19 protein-coding genes are annotated in these 21084 nt (G+C 72.4%); 9 read left to right on the forward strand and 10 right to left on the reverse strand.

All coding sequences use genetic code 11. The annotated features are described in order from the left end of the window. Positions 1-50 precede the first annotated feature (50 nt). The gene (locus IEY99_RS01790) at positions 51-1226 is read left to right on the forward strand and encodes a zinc-dependent metalloprotease (protein WP_505661149.1); all 1176 of its coding nucleotides are present in this window, start codon (positions 51-53) and stop codon (positions 1224-1226) included. A 144-nt stretch (positions 1227-1370) separates the two neighbouring features. Here the strand turns inward: IEY99_RS01790 and IEY99_RS01795 are convergent, their stop codons facing one another. Together IEY99_RS01795 and IEY99_RS01800 are read right to left on the reverse strand one after the other, a co-directional pair. After that, positions 1371-1967 carry a hypothetical protein gene (locus IEY99_RS01795; RefSeq protein WP_189198888.1) on the reverse strand — a complete coding sequence of 199 codons (597 nt, stop codon included), beginning with the start codon at positions 1965-1967 and terminating at the stop codon, positions 1371-1373. Positions 1968-2177: 210 nt separating this feature from the next. Next, positions 2178-2708 carry a M48 metallopeptidase family protein gene (locus IEY99_RS01800; RefSeq protein WP_189198889.1) on the reverse strand — a complete coding sequence of 177 codons (531 nt, stop codon included), beginning with the start codon at positions 2706-2708 and terminating at the stop codon, positions 2178-2180. 688 nt (positions 2709-3396) lie between these two features. Here IEY99_RS01800 and IEY99_RS01805 point away from each other — a divergent pair. The 3 genes from IEY99_RS01805 (at position 3397) to IEY99_RS01815 (ending at position 7122) form a co-directional block, all read left to right on the forward strand. After that, entirely contained in the window at positions 3397-3558 is a 162-nt protein-coding gene (locus tag IEY99_RS01805; RefSeq protein ID WP_015625326.1) for a DUF5679 domain-containing protein, read from the forward strand. Between the two features lie 1538 nt (positions 3559-5096). Continuing rightward, on the forward strand, positions 5097-5771 hold the full coding sequence (locus tag IEY99_RS01810; protein WP_189198890.1) for a hypothetical protein: 675 nt from the start codon (positions 5097-5099) through the stop codon (positions 5769-5771). A 4-nt stretch (positions 5772-5775) separates the two neighbouring features. Beyond that, entirely contained in the window at positions 5776-7122 is a 1347-nt protein-coding gene (locus IEY99_RS01815; protein ID WP_189198891.1) for an ABC1 kinase family protein, read from the forward strand. Between the two features lie 723 nt (positions 7123-7845). Here IEY99_RS01815 and IEY99_RS01820 read toward each other — a convergent pair. The 3 genes from IEY99_RS01820 to IEY99_RS01830 all read right to left on the reverse strand — a co-directional run bounded on the left by IEY99_RS01820 (position 7846) and on the right by IEY99_RS01830 (position 10933). Continuing rightward, on the reverse strand, positions 7846-8208 hold the full coding sequence (locus tag IEY99_RS01820; protein WP_189198892.1) for a WhiB family transcriptional regulator: 363 nt from the start codon (positions 8206-8208) through the stop codon (positions 7846-7848). A 142-nt stretch (positions 8209-8350) separates the two neighbouring features. Continuing rightward, entirely contained in the window at positions 8351-8674 is a 324-nt protein-coding gene (locus tag IEY99_RS01825; protein ID WP_189198893.1) for a hypothetical protein, read from the reverse strand. Positions 8675-8791: 117 nt separating this feature from the next. Next, a complete protein-coding gene (locus IEY99_RS01830; RefSeq protein ID WP_189198894.1) occupies positions 8792-10933 on the reverse strand; it encodes an ATP-dependent DNA helicase UvrD2 in 2142 nt (713 codons plus the stop codon). An 82-nt stretch (positions 10934-11015) separates the two neighbouring features. Here IEY99_RS01830 and IEY99_RS01835 point away from each other — a divergent pair, with 82 nt between their 5' ends. Further along, positions 11016-11264: a mycoredoxin gene (locus IEY99_RS01835; protein WP_189200525.1), complete on the forward strand. Its 249-nt coding sequence runs from the start codon at positions 11016-11018 to the stop codon at positions 11262-11264. 31 nt (positions 11265-11295) lie between these two features. On the opposite strand, the gene IEY99_RS01840 is transcribed toward IEY99_RS01835, so the two are convergent. Genes IEY99_RS01840 through IEY99_RS01855 form a run of 4 tightly spaced genes read right to left on the reverse strand, consistent with a single transcriptional unit; the run spans position 11296 to position 15542 of the window. After that, entirely contained in the window at positions 11296-11889 is a 594-nt protein-coding gene (locus IEY99_RS01840; protein ID WP_189198895.1) for a hypothetical protein, read from the reverse strand. A gap of 43 nt (positions 11890-11932) precedes the next feature. Continuing rightward, complete coding sequence (gene nudC, locus IEY99_RS01845; protein WP_189198896.1) at positions 11933-12922, reverse strand: NAD(+) diphosphatase; 990 nt, start codon at positions 12920-12922, stop codon at positions 11933-11935. After that, entirely contained in the window at positions 12919-14238 is a 1320-nt protein-coding gene (locus IEY99_RS01850; protein ID WP_189198897.1) for a M16 family metallopeptidase, read from the reverse strand. The genes nudC and IEY99_RS01850 overlap by 4 nt, the downstream gene beginning before the upstream one ends. Continuing rightward, positions 14235-15542, reverse strand: a complete 1308-nt coding sequence (locus IEY99_RS01855; protein ID WP_189198898.1) for a M16 family metallopeptidase — start codon at positions 15540-15542, stop codon at positions 14235-14237. The genes IEY99_RS01850 and IEY99_RS01855 overlap by 4 nt, the downstream gene beginning before the upstream one ends. Before the next feature lie 131 nt (positions 15543-15673). Here IEY99_RS01855 and IEY99_RS01860 point away from each other — a divergent pair, with 131 nt between their 5' ends. From IEY99_RS01860 to IEY99_RS01875, 4 genes are read left to right on the forward strand one after another with little or no spacing between them, the layout of a single operon-like run. Further along, complete coding sequence (locus IEY99_RS01860; RefSeq protein WP_189198899.1) at positions 15674-16027, forward strand: effector-associated constant component EACC1; 354 nt, start codon at positions 15674-15676, stop codon at positions 16025-16027. A gap of 3 nt (positions 16028-16030) precedes the next feature. After that, positions 16031-17302 (forward strand): YqgE/AlgH family protein, encoded by a 1272-nt coding sequence (locus IEY99_RS01865; RefSeq protein ID WP_189198900.1) that lies wholly within the window; start codon positions 16031-16033, stop codon positions 17300-17302. Continuing rightward, positions 17299-19371 carry an SIR2 family protein gene (locus IEY99_RS01870; RefSeq protein ID WP_189198901.1) on the forward strand — a complete coding sequence of 691 codons (2073 nt, stop codon included), beginning with the start codon at positions 17299-17301 and terminating at the stop codon, positions 19369-19371. The genes IEY99_RS01865 and IEY99_RS01870 overlap by 4 nt, the downstream gene beginning before the upstream one ends. 59 nt (positions 19372-19430) lie before the next feature. Then, positions 19431-19811, forward strand: coding sequence for a hypothetical protein (locus IEY99_RS01875; RefSeq protein ID WP_189198902.1), 381 nt, complete (start codon positions 19431-19433; stop codon positions 19809-19811). Here IEY99_RS01875 and IEY99_RS01880 read toward each other — a convergent pair. Next, complete coding sequence (locus IEY99_RS01880) at positions 19792-21018, reverse strand: radical SAM protein (protein ID WP_189198903.1); 1227 nt, start codon at positions 21016-21018, stop codon at positions 19792-19794. The two genes, IEY99_RS01875 and IEY99_RS01880, sit on opposite strands and share 20 nt — an antisense overlap. Between the last annotated feature and the right edge of the window lie 66 nt (positions 21019-21084).

The following is a 21084-nucleotide window of genomic DNA, read 5'->3' on the forward strand; positions in this document are numbered from 1 at the left end:
GCTTCAGCCTGCCGGGCGCCCAGCCGCCCGATCCCTCCGACCCGCAGCAGATGCAGCAGTTCATGAATCAGCTGCAGCAGATGTTCGCCGCGCCCGGAAGTGGCCCGGTCAACTGGGATCTGGCCCGCCAGGTGGCGGCCAGCCAGCTGAGCGCGACCGGCGACCCCTCGGTGAACATGTACGAGCACAATGCGGTCTCCGAGGCCCTGCGCCTCGCCGACCTGTGGCTCGACCCGACCTCCTCGCTGCCCTCCGGCGTGCGCGACGCGACGGCCTGGAACAGGAACGAGTGGGTCTACAACACCCTCGACGTGTGGAAGAAGCTGTGCGACCCGATCGCGGGTCGCATGGTGGGCGCCATGGGCGACCTCGTCCCGGAGGAGGCCCGCGCCCAGCTCGGCCCGATGCAGTCGATGGTGGCGACCCTCGGCGGGGCGCTCTTCGGCGGCCAGCTCGGCCAGGCCCTGGGCCAGCTCGCGGCGGAGGTGCTGTCGGCCGGCGACATCGGCCTGCCGCTGGGCCCGGCGGGCACGGCCGCGCTCGTCCCGTCCAACATCAAGACCTACGGCGACGGCCTGGAGATCCCCGAGGACCAGGTCAGGCTGTATGTCGCGCTGCGCGAGGCGGCGCACCAGAGGCTGTTCCAGCACGTCCCGTGGCTGCGCGCGCACGTGCTCAGCGCCGTGGAGACGTACGCCAACGGCATCACCGTCAACCGCGAGGCGATCGAGGAGGCGATGAGCCGGGTCGATCCCTCCGACCCCGAGTCCATGCAGGCCATGGCGCTGGAGGGCATCTTCACCCCGGAGGACACCCCGCAGCAGAAGGCCAGCCTGGCCCGGCTGGAGACGGCCCTGGCGCTGATCGAGGGCTGGGTCGGCCACGTCGTCGACAGCGCGGCCGGCGACCGGCTCCCGTCGGTGGCCGCGCTCAGCGAGGCGTTCCGCCGCCGCCGCGCCGCGGGCGGTCCGGCCGAGCAGACCTTCGCCGCCCTGGTCGGCCTGGAGCTGCGCCCGCGCCGGCTGCGCGAGGCGGGCGCGCTGTGGACGGCGGTGACCGAGGCGCGCGGCGTGCAGGGTCGCGACGCGCTGTGGGACCACCCCGACCTGCTGCCGACGGACGAGGACTTCGCCGACCCGGAGAAGTTCGCCCGCAGTCAGCTGAACTGGGACATTTCGGAGCTGGAAAACCTCGGCAAGGACGACGAACCCGGATCAAATTCATGATGTCGTAGCCGGGTGGGTGGTGCGGACCGTCGCTCCCGCCGAGGCCGGGCCCGGAGATCCAGTCGCCTGGCGGCTCCTGAACGGATCCCCGGACCCTTCATTCTGCGTGAGCGGCGGCCCGCCCACCCCAGGCGGTGGTCCGGGTCATCCGCCCAGGAGCGCCCGGGTGTTCTCCCAGCCTTCGAGGGCGGGGTCGAGCGCGGCGAGGTCGGCCGGGCCGCGCAGGCGCCGCCATTCCGGCGTCGATTCCACGAGGCTGGGCTGCGGGGCGTGCCGCCGCAGCCCCATCGGGCTGGCCGAGTCCAGGTCCGTGTCCGCCAGCCAGCCGGGCACCGGAAGCGTCGCGGCGACCCCCAGCACGCCGGCGCCCGCCCCCGTGGGCGCCACGGCGACCGGCTTACCACCCAACGGCCGCAGCAACTTGCCCAGGATCATGCCCGGCACATCCGCGGCATCGGCGGCAAGCACCGCCGCCTGCTCGAACCCGTCCTTCTCCGCGGCGGCGAACACCGGCCGGACGGTCGCGGTGGGCACCTCGTAGATCGCCATGCCGGGCCAGGCGATCTCCCGAGCCAGCGGCAGATCCCCGGCGGTCGCGGCGATCGCGGGCTCGGCCTGCGCCAGACGAGCCAGCAGGTCGACCACATCCTCGGCCAGCGCGGTACGCCACGCCGCCCGGTCGACACCGGGCGGACTCCACACCACCGGGGTCAGCAACGCCACCACGACTCGTCTGGTCACGCTGTGAACGTTAGCGACCCGCGTACTTCTCAGCCTCCACCGAGACCCGGGCGACCTGCATCTCCAGCCCCCACCGACCTTGCGCCCGCCTGCTTTCGAGCTCCCAGCGACCTAGCGCCCGCCTGCTCTCGAACTCCCACCGCTACCGGGCCGCCCTGCATCGAGCGCCTGTCGCGACCCAGGATCCGCCTTCTCCCGGGCGCGACGGGGTCAGTCCGCGAGCACGAGGCCCGTGGCGGCGGAGATGCCCTCCAGGTATCCGCGGGCCCGTTCGGCCTTGGGGTAGCGGCTGACCAGCTCCCAGAACGCGGCGTTGTGGCTGGGCACGACCAGATGGGCCAGCTCGTGCAGCAGCACGTAGTCGATCACCCAGTCCGGCATCTCCTGGATGCGGTGCGAGATGCGGATCGTGCCGTCGTCGGGCGTACAGGATCCCCAGCGGCCGTTCTGGTTGGTCACCCAGCGCACGCTCACCGGGTTGACGTCGCGGGCGTGGTCACTCAGATACCGAGCGATCAGCTTGTGCGCCCGCCCGAGCAGCTCGTTGTCCGTATGCCGGACGCGCTCCTCCCGGGCGGCAAGCCGGGCGAGCATCCGCGCGACCCACTCGGTCTCCTCCGCCCGGGAGAACCGGTCGGGGATGAGGACGACAACCCGCTCGCCCTCGCGATACGCGGACACCGTGCGACGACGGCGCTGGCTGCGCCGCACTTCGACGACAGGCTTGCGCGTCCTCGCCATCACCGGCTCGCGCGGCCCAGACTAGGGTTCACATTGCGACGTTAATCGGTCAGGCCCAGGTCGCCGCAAGGGTACGCCAAACGACACGCGCCCAAAATGTGAGCTTCGCCCCAGAAGATCCGAAATTATTTTGCATGCCCGCAACACAGCAGCGCCGAACGGGCACGCTACACCCTTCCCAAGTCACCCGCTCGACGCCCCTCAAACCTCGGCGCCATCCTCTCATCGCGGCAGCCCTGCCATGCCCGACGGCATCCTCGGCTCACGGCCTCGGGGCACCGCTCGAACTCCGAGGGGTGCCACCGCGAGGCGTCGGCCCGCTTACAGCGCGCCACCGCTCCGAACGCACCGCGCGCCTGACCTGTTCCAAGCTGAACATCCCTTTTCTCCCGCTGTGAAGTAATTCGTCGGCGTGTCCGTACGCATCTGCCCAAAAAGGGTCATGTCGACCGGCACACTCACGACGTCGACGTCACCGCCGACGCTGCGCTGACATGGAAATGGCCGGACCTGGGTAGTGACCGCCCCGAGCGGGTGGCCACATCCACGTGGTCGCGGAGCGGTCCAGCGCCGAACACAGATCGCGGCCTGTCGCCGCGAGCAGGGCCCCGGGCAGGGTCCAGGTCACCGACCTGACCGCATCCGGGGCATCGGGCCGACCCGGCCGACAACATGACGAGGAGGAACCGTGGCCGACAACACCTACAACGGCTACTGCGTGAAGTGCAAAGAGAAGCGCGACTTCCAGGGCACCGTCGAGGTCTCGAAGACCGGCATGAACATGGCCAAGGGCAAGTGCCCGGTCTGCGGCACGACGGTCAACCGCATCCTGGGCAAGGCCAAGGCCTGACCGGATGCCACGGAAGGCGGGGGCGGCCCACGGCCGCCCCCGCCTTCGTTCCTGCCCGCCCGTCGCCACTGCGCACCATCCAGAACGCAGGCCTCGTCACCAACAGCGGGCTTCGGCCAACTGCGGGCCCAGGGCACTGCGGGCCCCGGCCAACTGCAGGCCCAGGACACTGCGGGCCCAGGACACTGCGGGCCCAGGACACTGCGGGCCCAGGACACTGCGGGCCCAGGACACTGCGGGCCCAGGACACTGCGGGACCCGTGACCAACCGTCGGCCCCGTCAGCAACCGAGCGCCCCTCGGCAACCGCCGGCCCCACAACGGCCCGCCATCGACGGCCCCACCCCGGCCGCTCAGCCTCACCGCCTTACCGCGGGCCGCTCCGGCCCGCCTACCGCTCCGCGGTGGTAGCCCGGAACTCCCGGTTCACCCACACGAGTCGTAACCCGTGTTCGCTCCGCAACGTTGAGTAGTTATCCACCGCTTCCCAGGCCCTGTGGATAACTCGCCCCAGCTTGTGGACAACCGAGGGCCTGCGTACGAGAGCCTGTGGATAACCAACTCGCTCCGAGTTGAGGCCGTGACAACCTGTCATGCATGAGCGGTCTCCCCCTATCCCGCCCGACCTTGCTCCCCGGCCTCCTCCGCGCCTGGCGCGGCACCTCCACCCTCCAACTGGGCTTCCGCACTGTCCGGGCCGTGCTCATCGATCTGCCCGATCCGGCCGCCGCGCGTCTGCTCACCCTGCTGGACGGCTCCCGCTCGCAGCGAGAGGTCCTGCGCCGCGCGGCCCGCCTGGGCGCTGCTCCCGCCGACGCCGAGGCCCTCCTCGACTCCCTGTCCCGCGCCGGGCTGGTGGTGTCGGCAAACGCCCTCTACCCGTGCGGCTCCGACGCCGAGCGACTGTCCGGCGAGGCTGCCGCCCTGGTCCTGGCACCCGACCCCACCAGAGCACCCGCCGGTCCGCCACTCATCGCCGACCCGGCGGAGCTACCCGCTGCATCACCCCGGCTCCCGCCCCGGAGCGGACCGCCCGCGAGCCCGTCACATCCGGCCCGAAGCTGCCGGCCTGGGAGCCCATCTCGGCTCCCGAGCCGAAGCGGACCGTCCGCAAGCCCGTCAGAGGCTGACCACCCCGGCACGCCCACAAGCCCATCCCACGCCGACCACCGGGGTGTAACACCCACAGGTCCACCCGAGGCCGCAGACAACGGTGGAGCGCCTGCGAGCCCACCCCAAGCCGACCGGCGTGGAACACCCGCAGGCCCCGCGGTCCTGCCCGAGGTCGAGCACCAGCGTGGACTGCCCCCGGATCCACTTCAGGCCGCGGACCGGGGTGCAACACCCACGTCGACGCTTGTCACAGAGTGCAGCGGAACGGCCGCACGACCGGCGGCGGATCCGGCAGCGGATCCGGCAGGGGCGTCCGCGCGTTTCTATGCTCCGGGCTCACGGGGTGGTTCCGCGGCGCACCACGACCGTGGGGCGGGCACCTCAGTCGCCGACATTCTGCGTCGGCGGCGGGCGGCTCGGATCGTCGTGCGGGGTCGCGGGCGGCTCGGGGCGGGGATCGCGGTCGGGCTGGCCGAGTCGGGGATCGGACATGTCCATGCCGACCTCTCCGGCGCCGTCACCCGCCAGGACCGGATCGCCGGTCCGCTGCGGGATGCTTCGCTCGGCACGCCCAGGAGCGCGGCCGCTACCGCAGCCGTCCTGCTCGCCGTTCCCTCGACCGGGACCCGGGCGATCCATCACGGCCGCGCCGACCTGGTCGTCCAGCTCGACCACGATCAGCCCGTCGCGCTGCTGGCCGCCGGGTACGCCCAGCGCCGCCAGCCGCACCTGGCGGTCGGGATCCGAGAGGCCGCGGCCGTGGTCGGACCGCTGGTTCCCGGCGTCGGCGGGCCCTGCCTGAACTGTCTGGACCTGCACCGCCGGGACCGCAACCCGGACGCCGGCCGGCCCGTGCCCGATCCCCGGGACGGCGAGCCCTGTGCGGCTGCCACGGTGCTCGCCGCCACCGCGTACGCCGTCGCGCAGGTGCTCGACTTCGTGGACGGGCTGGTGCCGGCGACGCGGGGGGCCGAGATCGAGATCGGTGCGCCGGGGCGGCTGCGGCGGCGGAGCTGGGTCTCGCATCCGTGTTGTTTCTGTGTAGGAAGTCGCGGTCGGCCCGCGCGGGGCGGTCGAACGCCGCCGAGCCGGGCACAATGATCTGGTGACCGACATCCCGCGTCGTGCGGCGTCCCGGACCGCGAAGCTTGCCGCCCTGCCCCTCGGCTTCGCCGGGCGCACCGTGCTGGGGCTCGGCAAGCGGGTGACCGGGATCGCCACCGACGTCATCTCCGCCGATATCCAGCAGCGCACCGCCGAGCAGCTCTTCAGCGTCCTGGGCCAGCTCAAGGGCGGGGCGATGAAGTTCGGGCAGGCGCTGTCGGTGTTCGAGGCGGCGATGCCCGAGGAGATGGCCGGGCCGTACCGGCAGGCGCTGACCAAGCTGCAGGAGGCGGCACCGCCGATGCCGGTGGCCAGTGTGCACAAGGCGCTGGCCGAGCAGCTCGGGGCGGACTGGCGGGACAAGTTCGCCGAGTTCGACGACAGCCCGGCGGCCGCGGCCAGCATCGGGCAGGTGCACAAGGCGCTCTGGAAGCTGCCGCCCTCCCGGAAGGGCGCCAAGCCGAAGACGCTGGCCGTGGCCGTGAAGGTGCAGTATCCGGGGGCCGGCGAGGCACTGCTCGCGGACCTCAGGCAGCTGGGCCGGCTGGCCGGGATGTTCAAGATCATCCAGCCGGGCATCGACATGAAGCCGCTGCTCACCGAGTTGCGCGAGCGGATCACCGAGGAGCTCGACTACGCGATGGAGGCGGAGGCGCAGAAGGTGTTCGCCGCCGCGTACGCCGACGACCCGGAGATCTTCGTCCCGCGGGTCGTCGCCTCGGCGCCCCGGGTGCTGGTGACCGAGTGGGTCGAGGGCACGCCGCTGTCCAAGGTCATCAGCGACGGCACGGTGGCCGAGCGCGACGAGGCCGGCCGCCTGATGGCGACGCTGCACTTCTCGGCGCCCGCCCGGGCCGGCCTGTTGCACGCGGACCCGCACCCGGGCAACTTCCGGATTTTGCCCGACGGCCGGCTGGGAGTCATCGACTTCGGTGCGGTGGCCCGGCTGCCGGACGGCCATCCCGAGCCGATCGGCCGCCTGGTGCGCCTGGCCCTCGACGGCGACGCCGACGCGGTGGCCGACGGGCTGCGGGACGAGGGCTTCATCAAGCCGGACGACGAGCTCGACGCCCAGGCGGTCCTCGCGTTCCTGCGCCCGATGATCGAGCCGGTCGCGGTGGAGGAGTTCCGTTTCACCCGCAGCTGGATCCGCTCCGAGGCGACGCGTCTGTCGAGTCCCCGCTCGCCGGCCTTCCAGCTCAGCCGCAAGCTCAACCTGCCACCGTCCTACCTGCTGATCCACCGGGTGACGCTGGGCTCGATCGGCGTCCTCTGCCAGCTGGAGGCACAGGCGCCCTATCGCGCGATCCTCGAGGAGTGGCTGCCGGGCTTCGCCCCGGCGGAGTGACGGGCATCCCGGTCCCGCGCCGACACGCCGAGCTCGCGGGAATGGGGCACAGCACGCGCAGAAGAGGCGGGGCAGGGCTCGCCGCGGCCAGACGAGAACGCAGACCAGGCTCACCCCGGCCAGACCAGAGCGCAAACCAGGCCCAGCCCGGCCAGACCAGAGCGCAAACCAGGCCCAGCCCGGCCAGACCAGAGCGCAAACCAGGCTCACCCCGGCCAGACCAGAGCGCAAACCAGGCCCAGCCCGGCCAGACCAGAGCGCAAACCAGGCCCAGCCCGGCCAGACCAGAGCGCAAACAGAACTCGGCTCAGCCAAACGAGAGCGCGGCGCTCAGCCGGGTCGAATGAGACCGCACCAAAACTCGGCTTGCCCAGGTGAAGAGCAGGAACGGGACGCCGGAAACCCGGGGCGGCTTGGCCGGATGGCGGCGGGAACAGCGATCAGCTCGGGTAGGGCAGGAAGGGAAGGGCCCCGCCCGCAGGACTGCGGACGGGGCCGTGAGATTCAGTCGGTCAGAGGCGTCCACCCAGTTCCCGGGCGGCCCGGTGACGGGCCTCCATGGCGATCTGGCGGGCGGGACGGTGAGCCTCAGGGTGATGGTCGGCCTGAGGCCGACGCATTCGTGCTCGTGAGAGCGCTTCTTGGATGAGTCTTACCTTGGGGCTTGCGTGCGAGGTCATGGCTACGTTTTCCGTCTTCCGGTAGGGGGTGGTGAGGGTCATGTCATGCCGCCAGTCGGACCGAGCTGCGGCTCTCGAGGCCGTTGGCCGCGAGCCGCTCCTCCACCTCGACCGCCAGCTCGGCGTCGCGGGCGATGTCGACCTTGCGGGGACGGCCCCGGGGCCGCTTGCGCGGCACGACCGCGCCGCGCTCGAAGATCTCGCCGCCCCAGACGCCCCAGGGCTCGCTCCGCTCGACCGCGCCGGCCAGGCACTCGACGCGCAGCGGGCAGTCCCCGCAGAGCGACTTGGCCAGTTCCAGCTGGGCCGGGGAGTCCGAGAACCACAGGTCCGGGTCGAACTTCCGACAGGGCAGGTTTGCCTCGATCTCGACGCTCACGTCGAGCGGGGCCAGCGCCAGACTCATAAAGCCCGGTCACCTCTCTCTTTCTCTCGATCTTCTGGATCGGTGGTGCTTGTCACTCCGGCCGGTGGGCCGGCAAAAAATTAAGGCCGCGGATCCCGGTTACGGGTTCCGCGGCCTCGAGGTGAGCCGGAGGTCTGATCGCTCAGACCGGCCTTCCTCGAGGCGGGACACCGCGGGCACCATCCGTCAGCTGACGCTTCATGGCGATGCCGTTGCTGCCCACGAACCCACTGGTCCCGTTGCTTCCGTCGACGGTCACCGGAATCCGGACCAGCTCGGCCTGGATCTGGACCTGGTGCGCCTGCGAAGCCGGGGCCCGCTCCGCCGCCGGGGTCGCCACGGGGACATACGCCGTCGGGAGGACGGACGTCGCCACCGGGGCGCACACGGGCAGCCACGAAGCGGACGGAGCGCTGACGGCAGCAAGCAGCATCGACGGTCGTTCGATCGTGTTGCTGAGCCTCATCGGTGCCACCTCCTCCATCGCCTAGCGCTCGTTGTCGGGCCTCGTCGAGCATGCGCTCGCCGAGGTGTGACCTGAGGCTATGCCGTCCCTGCAAGGGAGGGCAAACGAATTAACGGACTAGTTTTCAAAGTTTTCTGCGACGAGCTCTGCGGGGCTGGCGCCGCCGACCAGAGCGAAGACGGCGGCGCCGTACTGGCCGAGCTTGCGGGGGCCGATTCCGGCGATGGCCAGCAGCTCCGGCGGCGTGCTCGGCCGGCGCTCCGCGATGGCCACGATCGTGGCGTCGGTGAACACCACGTACGCAGGGACTTTCTGCTCCGCGGCGGTGTGCGCGCGCCACACCTGGAGGCGCTCGTACAGGTCCTCGTCCAGGTCGGACGGACAGGTCGGGCAGCGGCCGAGCTTGCGGTCGGCGCCGGCCAGCAGCGTGGCGCCGCAGATCCGGCAGGAGACCACCTGCGTACGTCGATTGACGGTTTTCCGACTCGCCGGCCCGGCCTTCTCGAAGGTGCGGTGCTGGGTGGTGCCCAGCTGGGGCAGGAACCGGCAGGGGCGCCGGGTGCGCCCGCCCGGGGCCCGCGACTGCCCGTACGACAGCCAGAGCCACTGCCGGGCCCGGGTGACGCCGACGTAGAGCAGGCGGCGTTCCTCCTCGAGCTGGTCGGGCGTCTTGGCGTACGTGGTGGGCAGCGTGCCGTCGGCGAGCCCGACCAGGAAGACCGCGTCCCACTCGAGGCCCTTGGCGGAGTGCAGCGAGGCGAGCGTGACCCCCTCGACGGTCGGTGCGTGCTGTTGCTCGGCGCGGCGGGCCAGCTCCTCGTTGAAGGCGGAGAGCGAGACGTCGCGCTGCACCGCGCCGGCCTGGCCGATGGGCAGCAGGGCCGGGCTGCTCTCGTACTCCTCGGCGAGGGTGACGATCGCCGCGAGTGCCTCCCACTGCTCACGCTGCGCCCCACCCGGCGGGGGGCGGTCGCGGACCCAGCCCGTCGCCGCGAGGGCGTCCACGACGGCCTGGACCAGCGGGGTCTCCCCCGGCGTGGAGCGCACGGCCGCGCGCAGCGCGACCATCGCCTGGCGCACCTCCGCGCGCTCGAAGAACCGCTCCGCGCCGCGCACCACGTACGGCACCTCGGCCTCGGCGAGCGCCTTCTCGTAGGTCTCGGACTGCGCGTTGGTCCGGAACAGCACGGCGATCTCGCTGGCCGGGGTGCCGGCGGCGATCAGCTCGCGGCAGCGGCGGGCCACGGCGACCGCCTCGGCGGGCTCGTCCGGGAAGATCTTGAGATCGGGCTCGGCGCCGGGCGGCCGCTGACCGACCAGCTCCAGCCGGAGCCTCGCCTCGGTGCCCCGGGCCTGCTTGATCACCGCGTTGGCGAGGCCGACCACCTGCGGGGTGGAGCGGTAGTCGCGGACCAGGCGCACGACCACGGCCTCGCGGCGCTGCCGCGGGAAGTCGACGAGGTAGGACGACGTGGCGCCGGTGAAGGAGTAGATGGTCTGGCTGGCGTCCCCGACCACGGTGAGGTCGTCGCGGCCGCCGAGCCAGGCCTCCAGCAGGCGTTGCTGCAGCGGGTTGACGTCCTGGTACTCGTCCACGACGAAGTGCCTGTACTGCGCGCGGACCTGCTCGGCGACGTCCGGGTGCTCCTCGATGCCCCAGACCGCGGCGCGCAGCATGTCCTCGAAGTCGATCACGCCCTGGCGCCGCTTGAGCGACTCGTACGCGGCGAAGATCTCCGCGACCTTGGCGGCCTCGTACGGCGGCTCGCGCAGCGCCTTGGTCGCGGCGACCACGTACTCCCCCGGCTCGACCAGCGAGGACTTGGCCCATTCGATCTCGCTGGCCAGGTCGCGCGCGGCGGTGCGGTCGGCGCGCACCCCGGCCCGGGCGGCGGCCAGCGCGACCAGGCGGGCCTTGCTCTCGACCAGCTCGGGCATCGCCCGGCCCTCCAGCAGCCGCGGCGCGAAGTAGCGCACCTGGCGCAGGGCGGCGGCGTGGAAGGTGCGGGCCTGGACCCGGCCGGCGCCCAGGCCGGTCAGCCGGGCGCGCATCTCGGCCGCGGCGCGCGCGGTGAAGGTGACGGCCAGCACATGCCGGGGGCTGATCTCGCCGGACAGCGTCCGATAGGCGATGCGGTGGGTGATAGCCCTGGTCTTGCCCGTGCCGGCGCCGGCGAGGATGCAGACTGGCCCGGCGGGGGCGGTCACCGCCCGCCGCTGGTCGGGGTCGAGCCCGGCAAGAACCCGTTCCGCTGTCACAACCGGGAATCATGGCACCCAGGTCCGACGTTTGATCGGATGGCACAGTGCCAATGTGACCTCTGTCGAAGGGACCGAACCGATGTTGACCATGTACTCGACGCCCTGGTGTGGGTACTGCCACCGGCTGAAGTCGCAGCTCGACCGGGAAGGCATCGCGTACGTCGTCGTCGACATCGAGCAGGACCCGAAGGCCGCCGAGTTCGTGATGAGCGTCAACGGCGGCAACCAGACGGTCCCGACGATGCTCTTCGACGACGGCACGGCCCTGACCAACCCGTCGATCACCCAGGTCAAGGAGCGCCTTGCCGGCACGGGTGTGGCCGGTTGAGCGAACTTTCACCCCGTTCGGGCCCCGGCGACTAGTCGGGGCCTGCGCCTCCCGCGAAGTCACCTTGACTGCCCGGATGCGGGAGGCGGTGGCCGCAAGGAGGGCGACGCGAGCCGGACCGCCGCAGAATCCGCACCAGCAGCGCAATCGCTACCAGGTCGGCAAGAACCACACCTGCGGCGGCTGGCAGTCGGACCCGAGCCGTAGACCGACACTTCTGGTCCGTCCAGACAAATTCCGGGTGACCATAGAACGCATCCCGGGCGCTCCTTTCCAGGAAAGCCACCGTGCCGGCGGACGCGCCCGCGAAGCACTGCACCTTTCCCGCGCCGATGGTGCTGAAACGCCCATCGCTGCGCGCCCATTCGGCCGCATTTCCGGTGGAGTACTCGTCCGGGCCAGACAGGCGTGCCGGGACGTCTACGGAGGTCGGGCCGAACACCAGAGGACCCGCGCCGACGAAGACACACGTCCAGGCGAGCGCGACAGCCGATGTCGCACGCCGTCCACGCCGCCACAACGATGCACCAAGCAGGACTGGAACGATCGTTCCCGCCGCCCAGAGAGCGATGAGGAAGCTGTCCACCAGCGCGGACTGGGTGATGGACCCGCTCGAATCGTGCACCGCAGCACCATAGCCGCGGCAGTCCAGGACCTGACGCGGCCGCTCAGGTGTGGCTCAGCCAGCGCTCGACCAGGTAGAAGGCGATCGAGGACCGCATCGGCAGGCTGAGTTTCAGGCCGCTTTCCGGGTCGGTGTGGTCGCCGGCGATCATCTGGGCGACTTCGCGCCGGGTGAACCACCGGGCCTCGTCGATCTCCTCGGGGTCCACGACGATGTCCTGGTCCTTGTCCGCCTCGGCGGTGAAGCCGAGCATGAGCGAACCCGGGAAGGGCCAGGACTGGCTGCCTTCGTACTTCAGCGACCGCAGCCTGACGCCGACCTCCTCGCGGACCTCGCGGACGACCGCGGCCTCGGCGGACTCCCCTGGCTCGACGTAGCCGGCCAGGCAGGAGAAGCGCCGGACGCCACTCTGCGCCGGCCAGGCGACGTTGTGGCCGAGCAGGCAGGCGCCCTCCGGACCGGCGACGCCGTCGTGCACCAGGACGATCATGGCCGGGTCGGTGCGGGGCCACATCTGGGTGCCCTGGGTGTCGGACCGGGACCAGCCCGCCTCCAGCACCGTGGTGGGCTGCCCGGAGCGGGGCGAATACCGGTGGCTGGCGTGCCAGTTGCCCAGCGCGGCGGCCGTGGTGAGGATGCCGGCGTCGCGCGGGCCGAGCCGGTCGCCGATGTCCCGCAGGGTGTGCGCCTCGGCGCCGTCCACCTCGGGCAGCGGCGCGTCGACGGCGAAGATCGGTACGCCGTCCGGGTCGACGCCCAGGAACAGGCGCTGGCCCTCCGGGGCCGCGTCCGCGCCGACGAGCACCAGCGCGGGCTCGTCCGAGGACGCGTACCGCACCAGGGCGCGGCCGCCCTTGGCGATGTCCACGATCAGGACGAGGCCGGTCTTCCACGCCTCGTCGAGCCAGTCCTCGTCCCGCCTGCGGTGCGACGCGCGGTCGAGGGACGTACGGGCCAGCGGCGGGCCGTCGAGGCCCGGCTGCTGCTCGCCGACGTCGGGCTGGTCGCCTGGTTGCCGGGTGGAGGGGTTCACGCGGCGCCGCGCTCGACTGCCGTCAGCGTCGCGAGCTGGCTCTCGACCTGGTCCGCGTCGCCCAGGACCACGGTGACCGCCTGGGCGGGCGCCAGGTAGCGCGCGGCCGCCTCGGCCACCTGCTCGCGCGTGGCCGAGGCCAGCGCCGCCGAGTGCTCGGTGAGGTAGTCCAGCCGCAGGCCGAAGCTGGCGTAGATGCTCGCCAGCCCGGCCAGGCCCGCCTGGGTCGACATGCCCAGCCGCAGCGTGCCGAGGGCGTACCGGCGGGCCTGCTCGAGCTCGTCATCGCTCGGCGGCAGGCTCGCGATCCGGCCCAGCTCGTACAGGGTCTCCAGCAGCGCCGGGCCGGTCACCTCCGTGGCCACCTCGGCCGCCACCACCAGCGCCGAACCCGCGACGAAGTGCTCGATGGCGGTGTGCGGGCCGTACGTGTAGCCCTTGTCCTCGCGGATGTTCTCCACCCAGCGCGACGAGAAGTAGCCGCCGAACACCATGTTGGCCAGCTGCAGGGCGGCGTAGTCGGGATCGGTGCGCCGCACCGCCGGCAGCGCCATGCGCAGCGAGGACTGCACCGAGCCGGGCCGGTCGACGAGCAGCAGCGGGCCGGGCTCGAGCGCCGGCGTGGCGGGCACGTTGCCGTCGCGGCCGGCGCCGATCCAGTCGCCGAGGGCCTTCTCCGCCGCGTCGATCGCCTTCTCGACGTTGATGTCGCCGACCAGCACCAGCACCGCGCCGCCGGGCCGGACCCGGTCGGCGTGCAGGGCCCGCAGCTGCGCCGGGCGTACGCCCCTGACCTGCTCCGGCTCCGGGGTCTGGATCGCGTACGGGTGCCGGCCGTACATCCGCTTGAGCAGCGCCGTCCGGGCCAGGTGCCCGGGCTGGCTCTGGGCGACCTGGATGTGGTCGACGAGCCGGTCGCGTTCGGTGGCGACCTCGTCGGCCGGGTACGCCGCGTCGGTCAGCACCCCGGCGAGGATCTCCAGCATCCGGTCCAGGCCGGAGGCGAGCGAGTTGCCGGTGATCAGCAGCCGGTCGGGGTCCAGCCCGGCGGAGAGCCCGCCGCCGACCGCCTGCAGCTCGGCGGCGATGTCGACGCTGGACATGGTGCCGGTGCCGGTGAACAGGGCCTGCGACAGCAGGGTCGCCCGGGCCAGCGGCGAGCGCCCGAACGGGATCCGCAGCCGCAGCTCGACCAGGGGTACGGCGGGACGCCGGATGGCGATGACCGTGAGGCCGCTGCTCAGCGTGCGCTCGGCCTGCCGGGGCAGCTTGATCTTGGAATCCGGCACGAGGTCCGGCAGGGTCCTGACGCTCACTTGTCGACTCCCGGGACGACCTCGACGGTGGCGCGGCCCTCGGGCCGCAGGGTGGCGGCGGCCGCGACGATCTGCGCCTCGGTGACCTCGCCGACCAGCTTGGGCAGCTCGTTGAGCAACTCCGGCCGGCCGCGCTGCAGCTCGAGCACCGCCATCGGCAGCGCCCGGCCGAGCACCGCGTCGGTGTCGCGCAGCAGGTGCGTGGCCATGCGGGCCTGGGTGCGGGCCAGCTCGCCCGGCGCGAGGCCGCCGCTGGCGAGCCGGTCGAGCTCCTCGTCGACGGCCCGCAACACCTTGTCCGCGTCGCCACCGGGCGGCAGGTGCGCCTGCAGCAGCAGCGCCGTCGGGTTGCGGACCTGGTATTCGTCGCCCATGAAGCCGAGGTAGCCGCCGATGCTGGTGACCGTCCGGTCCCGCTGCACGAGCCGCTCGACCAGGCGGGAGGCGTCGCCGTCGGTGAGCACCTCGGCCAGCACCACGTACGGCAGGTAGGCGGTGAAGTCGGCGATGGGATCCGGCACCCGCCATCCCGCGGCGATGGCCGGCAGCGGGGCGAGCCGGTCCACGTAGCTCTCCCGGCGCTCGGCCGCCGGGCCGGGCTCGGAGAAGTCGGGCAGCTCCGGTTTCGGCCGGGCCGGGACGTCGCCGAAGTGGCGCTCGACGAGCGCGACGGTAGCGGCCAGGTCGAAGTCTCCGGCCACCGCGAGCGTGGCGTTGCCCGAGGCGTAGTACTTGCGGAAGAACTCGGCCGCGTCGTCGACGGTGGCGCTCTCCAGATCCGTGAAGGAGCCGTAGCCGTCGTGCGCGTTGGGGAAGGTCTCGAACATCACCGGGGGCAGCTTCAGCCAGGGGAAGCCGCCGTACGGGCGGTTGAGGACGTTGACCCGGATCTCCTCCTTGACCACGTCCACCTGGTTGCGCAGGTTCTCCTCGGTCAGCCGGGGCCCGCGCATCCGGTCCGCCTCCAGGAAGAGCGCGCGCTCCAGGGCTCCGGCGGGCAGCACCTCGAAGTAGTCGGTGTAGTCCAGGTGGGTGGAGCCGTTGAAGCTGCCGCCCGCGCCCTGCACGTGCCGGAAGTGGGCGAGCTTCTCCAGGTTTTCCGACCCCTGGAACATGAGGTGCTCGAAGAGGTGGGCGAAGCCGGTGCGACCCTCGGGTTCGGAGCGGATGCCGACGTCGTAGACCACGGCCACGCCGACGACGGGCGCGCTGCGGTCGGGCGTGAGGACCACCCGCAAGCCGTTGTCGAGGGTGAACCGTTCGACCGGGTATTTCGTCGCGGGGATCTTCGCTCTGCGGGCCACCCCAAGAATCTAACCCCCCGCCACACCATCCGACGGGTACGCCCGGTCACCGGGTAGAGGCGGAGTGCTAGCTTTCGCGTATCGCAAGACCACGACGTCAGCAAATGCATCGATATGAGCGAGGGACCTCCATGCCGGTTGAGCTGCGACTGGAATGCGCGTCGACCGAGGACGCCGAGTCGCTTCACCGCTGGCTCCGCGGCGAGCAGCGGGTACGCGTCGACGGCCGGCTCGCGTGGGCCCGCAGCGACGACCCGGAGGCGATGGGCACCCTGCTGGACGTCCTGACCCTCGTCATCGGCAGCGGGCTCTCCGCCGGCCAGCTCGCGCTCGCCGTGGCCTCGTGGCGGGAGTCGCGCCATCCCTCGCCCCACGTGACCATCGTGCACAACGCCGCGGACGGCACCACCACCCGCATCGAGGCGGAGGACCCTCAGGCCCTGGCGGACGCCCTGCAGCAGCTGCAGGACCACGAGCAGAAGTGACCCATGAGTGACGTGGCAGACCCGGCCGTCTCTCAGGTCGTGCTGATCGGCGTCGCGGCGTACCGCCGGCTCTCCCCGCTGCCCGCTGCCCGGCGCAACGTGACCGACCTGGGCGACCTGCTGCGCAGCGAGGATCTCTGGGGGGTGCCCGCGGAGCACGTCCACGTGCTGACCGACCCCGAGGATCCGGCGGCGGTGAGCCGGGCGATCCGGCAGGCGGCGGCCGCCACCGAGCGGGACGGGCTGCTGCTGGTGTACTTCGCGGGGCACGGGCTCGTCGACGCGGACGACGACAACCTGATCCTCGGCCTGCCCGGCTGCGATCCCGAGGTGCCGTACGAGCGCGGCGTCCCGTACGAATGGATCCGCCGCGCCGTCGCCGACACCCGGGCCCGGCGCCGGGTCGTCATCCTCGACTGCTGCTACTCCGGCCGCGCCGGGGCGGAGATGGGCGGGGACAGCACCGGCACCGACGCGGTCGCCGACAAGGCGGAGACCGCCGGCACCTGCCTGCTGGTGTCCGCACCCGCCAACCGGCCCGCCATGGCGCCGCGCGACGAGGCCTACACCGCGTTCACCGGCGAGCTGATCCGGCTGTTGCGGGAGGGGCTGCGGCCACCGCCGCCGGAGGCGATGCCGCCCGCCCTCACGGTGCACGCCATCTGGCGTGCGATACGCCGGGCCATGCTGCGCCGCGGGTACGAGCGCCCCGAGCTGCGCGCCCGGGACGCCGGCGGGGAGATCGCGCTGGTGCACAACGCGGCCGCGCCCCGGCACAACCTGGCCGGCAGCGTGCTCTACGCCGCGCCGTGGTTCGTCGACGACGACCTCGGCCAGCGGGTGGTCCTCGTGCTGCGGCACAACCAGACGGGTGCCCTCGGCGTGTGCATCACCCGCCCCGAGGGCGACCTCCCGGCAGACTTCCCCGCCGCCTGGCGTCCGCTGCTGCGCAACCCGGTGATGCTGTTCCACGGCGGACCGGTGGCCCAGGACGGCTACATCGTGGTGACGCTGTTGCGCGCGGGCGCCCCCAAGCCGCTGCGGTTCACGCCGGTCCGCGACCGGCTGGGCACGCTGCAGCTGTCGGGTACGCCGGAGGACGTCGCCGAGAGCGTGGACGCGATGCGGGTCTTCGTCGGCTACCTCGGCTGGCGGGCCGGGGAGCTCGAGGAGTACCTCGACCGCGGCGCGCTGATCGCCAGCCGGCACACCTCCCGGCAGGTCTTCACCGAGCGCCCCGGCGAGCTCTGGCAGTCGCTGCAGGCGGGCCGATGACGACGCCGGAAGCGGAGGGTGGCGGGCTGAGCCCCGGCGAGCTGCTCCTGCTCGAACGCCTCACCTCGGCGCTGCACGACGCCGACCAGATCACCCTGCTCGTCGGCTCGGGCATCACGGCCAAGGCCATCCCGCGGGTGCACGGCGTCCTCGAGATCGCCGAGGGGTACGCCGCGGGCCGCAACGACGACGGGGCGCTGGAGCGGGCCCTGGCCCAGGCGCGGGCCGAGCTCGTCGGCGCCCCGCCGATCGAGGTGTACCGCGCGTACCGGCGGGTGTTCACCGACTGGGTCTCCGGCGACGCGTTCGACGTGATCGCGCAGCAGGCCGTGCTCAAGGCGTACGCCGCCCCGGACCCGATGGAGTCGCCGCTGGCCACGCACGGACTGGGCCAGCGCCTGGAGCGTGGCATCGGCGAAGGCGTGGAGAACGACCGCTTCTCGTGGCAGCTGCCCCGCGGCGTACAGGCCCTGGGACACCTGCTCGCCCGCATCCCGGAGGCCTTCGACCACCGGGTCCTGACCACCAACTTCGACCCGCTGCTGGAGATCGCGATCCGGGACGCCGGCGGGCGGGCGGTGAGCCTGCCGCTGGACAGCCGGGGCAGCTTCGGGCACACGGGCGGCTCCGACGGCGCCGTACGCGTCTTCCACCTGCACGGCTTCTGGCGGCCGACCCTGCACGTGCGGGGCCCGCGGCTGCTGCACGACCCCGCCCGCATCGCCGACAACGCGCCGCTGGTGGCCACCACCGCCGACCTGATCCGCGGCGACACGGTCTGCGTGATCGGCAGCAGCGACTGGGCCGGGACGATCGCCGCCGCGCTGGCCCGGACCCGGCCGATGCGGGTGCTGTGGGCCCTCGGCGACGCGGACGCGGCCACCGCGCTGCGCACGGCCGAGCGGCTGCGCGAGCGGACCGGCACGGCCGTGGAGTGCTTCCCCGGCGTCGACTCGGACCGGCTGTTCCCGGCGCTGGCCGAGCGGGCCGAGGTGCCCGTGCCCCCGCGCGCGACCGGCCTGCAGAACCGGGTGCGCCACCACATCTGGGAGCGCCAGCTCGTCTCCCAGCCCGGCACGCTGCCGCCGCGCGACGTCCCGGGACTGTTGCTCCAGCTGGAACGCCGGTTCGGCTGGGTGACCCAGCTCAGCGGGACGGTCCAGCCGATCCGGATGCTCTGGCCGGTACGGCTGCGCGCGCGTGCCTCGGTGATCCACATGGTGCAGGCCTTCGTGGCGGGCGCGCTGGCCCGCCTCGGGGTGGAGGTCCGGGTCTGCGTGGACGACGTCGGCTCCCGCAACCACGACGCCCAGGCGAAGTTCCGCGCGGACCTGGACCGGTGGATCGACCACACCGGCCACGGCGCGGTGCGCGACTTCGTCAGCCTGTCGGAGTTCCTGGACCAGAGCACGCGGCCCCCGGCCATGGACTCCCCCGAGGCCCTGCTGCGCCCGACGGATCCCTGGTCGGTGGCGCGCACCTTCTACGGCGACCACAACCCGTCGCTCTACAGCCTGCTGGCGGCGGTGAAGGCGGTGCCCAACCTGACGTCGTGGGACGAGCTGGAGAAGAACGCCTGGCCCATCCTGCAGTCGCTGCTGCGTACGGACGCGAAGAACCTGCTGACGCCGCTCACGTTGTGGCCGTACCTGAACAGCATGCTCCTGGAGAGCGCCACCAACGACGTCATGACGCTGGGCGGCCGCGACGAGGCGATCCTGTGGGCACAGTGGCGGCAGACGTTCGGGCTGGGGCCGGGGCATCTCTACAACCCGTACATCAAGAGCCTGCGCCACGACGCCCACATGCTGCGCTGGTCGTCGCAGGAGGAGCTGGGCCGCCACCTGCACCGCACCCGGGAGCTGCCCGGCTGGGACGTGGAGGGCAGCTACATCCCCTGGCTGTTCCAGAACGCGCTGCTGCTGCCGGGGTACCTCAACAACGAGCCGGTGCCGGAGACCGACGACTTCCCGCTGGACTCGTGGGCGGCCTTCGTCGCGGCGATCGAGGACGGCAAGCCCGTCCTCGACGACCTCGCCGCCCGGGTGACCGACCTTTTTCTCCGATGAAGCACGAGGTGTCCGTCCGGCGGTCGCGCTACCGGCAGTACGGAGCTACCTTCGAACTCATGACTGCCACCGTGCTGGAGCGCGTCGGCCACCACCCCGCGACTGTCGACGACCACGCGGAGCTGTGCGTCACCGCGCTCGGAACCGAACTGACCGCGTACCTGGCCGGGGCGACCACCGTCGCCGAGTTCCGGTCCTGGTTCGCCGCGCCGACCCGGCCCGGATACGCGGTGCGCCGGCGCCTCGCCGCGGCCGCCGAGATCGTCAGCGTCTTCGAGTCCGCCAACCACACCGACCTGGCCGCCGCCTGGCTGCGCGAGGTGGACGCCGAGGGCTATGTCCCGGCGCGGGTGCTGAGGCTGTCCGAGGGCGACGAGACCAGCGTGAAGGCGTTGCTGGAGACCGCCGCGGCGTGGACGTTCAACTCGCCGGCGCGGTGAGCACTGCGCCGGTCGCCGGCTCGTATGCGGCCAGCGTCCCGTTGAGGTAGCGGCTCGCGTGCCCCTCCAGATCGACATGGGTGCGGAAGTGCCGCAGCACCGCGCCACGCAGGCCGAGGCGCGGCAGCACGAAGGTCTTCTTGCCGCTCCGCGCCACGTCCTCCACCGCCAGCTCGCCCCTGGCGCTGATCAACAGGGTCGAGTTGGGCGCCCGGTGCGTGCCGGTGAGCCGGATGTCGATGGGCAGCCCCTCGGCGGCGGTGCGCCGGACCACCTCGTCGAGCACGTCCTGCGCGGTCGCCGGCGCGAGCAGCGCGGCCCGCCGCGGGTCGGCCGCCTTGCCCACCGGCACGACGATGTGCAGGACCCAGGTCGTCACGCCGAGCCCGACGAGCAGGTCGCGCAGTGCGAGCAGACCGGCGACCGAGGTGGTGCGCGCGGTGACCACGGTCTGCACGCTGCACGGGATGCCCGCCCGCACGGCTTGGCGGATCGCCTCTCGGGCATGACCCGCCGCGCTCGTGCCGAGCGGCACGAACCTGCGGTTCGCCGGGCGCAGGGCGTCGTTGACGGCGGGGTCGGCGCTGTCCAGCGAGACGCGTACGTGCACCCGGTGGCGGTGCAGCAGGGGCACGATCCGGCCGAGGTCACCGACGCCGGAGGTGTCCAGCACGACCGCCTTGCCGGTGGCCGCGAGCCGCTCGACCAGCCGCTCGGTGCGGTCGACGCGGGCCAGCGGCTCGCCGCCGGTGACCACGCCGACCATGGCCGGGGTCGCGCCGGCGACCCGCAGCACCCGCTCCAGCCAGCGGGCGTTCTCCTGCTCGCGGTAGCCGGTCATGAGGTCGTCGGCGTGGCAGTAGGTGCACCGCAGCGGGCAGTGGGCGGTGGCGAAGCAGTTGACCACCAGCGGCTCGGTGACCGGCGGCAACCCGTCCAGCCGCCCGACCACGGAACGCCCGAAGAACGCGCGGTGCGGCGTCCGCGGCTCGGTGTCACAGATGCCCAGCTCGGCCAGCGTCCGCACCTCGTCGCCCTCGACCCGGCCGGGCCGGCCGCTCAGCCGCCGGACGACGGCCTCGTGCGCCGGGTCCAGGGCGAAGAAGTGGTCGCGGTGCGGGACGTAGACGATCGGCCCGCGTACCCGCACTCCGGGTGCCAGGCGTACGACCTCTGCCGTGCGACGGCGCTCGGACAGGGCGAACACCGGGTGATAGTCCCACAGTCGGCGGCGGGCGCTGACGCCTTGCCGACACCGTGCGCGTGTTCTGCG

Source organism: Couchioplanes azureus, assembly GCF_014648355.1.
GTDB lineage: Bacteria > Actinomycetota > Actinomycetes > Mycobacteriales > Micromonosporaceae > Actinoplanes > Actinoplanes azureus.

Excerpts from the sequence above, each read along its gene's own strand:
- IEY99_RS01790 (WP_505661149.1), top strand. The coding sequence starts at position 51 with ATGCAGCAGTTCATGAATCAGCTGCAGCAGATGTTCGCCGCGCCCGGA.
- IEY99_RS01800 (WP_189198889.1), bottom strand. The coding sequence starts at position 2,708 with ATGGCGAGGACGCGCAAGCCTGTCGTCGAAGTGCGGCGCAGCCAGCGC.
- IEY99_RS01875 (WP_189198902.1), top strand. The coding sequence starts at position 19,431 with ATGACTGCCACCGTGCTGGAGCGCGTCGGCCACCACCCCGCGACTGTC.
- IEY99_RS01825 (WP_189198893.1), bottom strand. The coding sequence starts at position 8,674 with ATGAGGCTCAGCAACACGATCGAACGACCGTCGATGCTGCTTGCTGCC.
- IEY99_RS01865 (WP_189198900.1), top strand. The coding sequence starts at position 16,031 with ATGAGTGACGTGGCAGACCCGGCCGTCTCTCAGGTCGTGCTGATCGGC.
- IEY99_RS01860 (WP_189198899.1), top strand. The coding sequence starts at position 15,674 with ATGCCGGTTGAGCTGCGACTGGAATGCGCGTCGACCGAGGACGCCGAG.
- IEY99_RS01870 (WP_189198901.1), top strand. The coding sequence starts at position 17,299 with ATGACGACGCCGGAAGCGGAGGGTGGCGGGCTGAGCCCCGGCGAGCTG.
- IEY99_RS01835 (WP_189200525.1), top strand. The coding sequence starts at position 11,016 with ATGTTGACCATGTACTCGACGCCCTGGTGTGGGTACTGCCACCGGCTG.
- IEY99_RS01820 (WP_189198892.1), bottom strand. The coding sequence starts at position 8,208 with ATGAGTCTGGCGCTGGCCCCGCTCGACGTGAGCGTCGAGATCGAGGCA.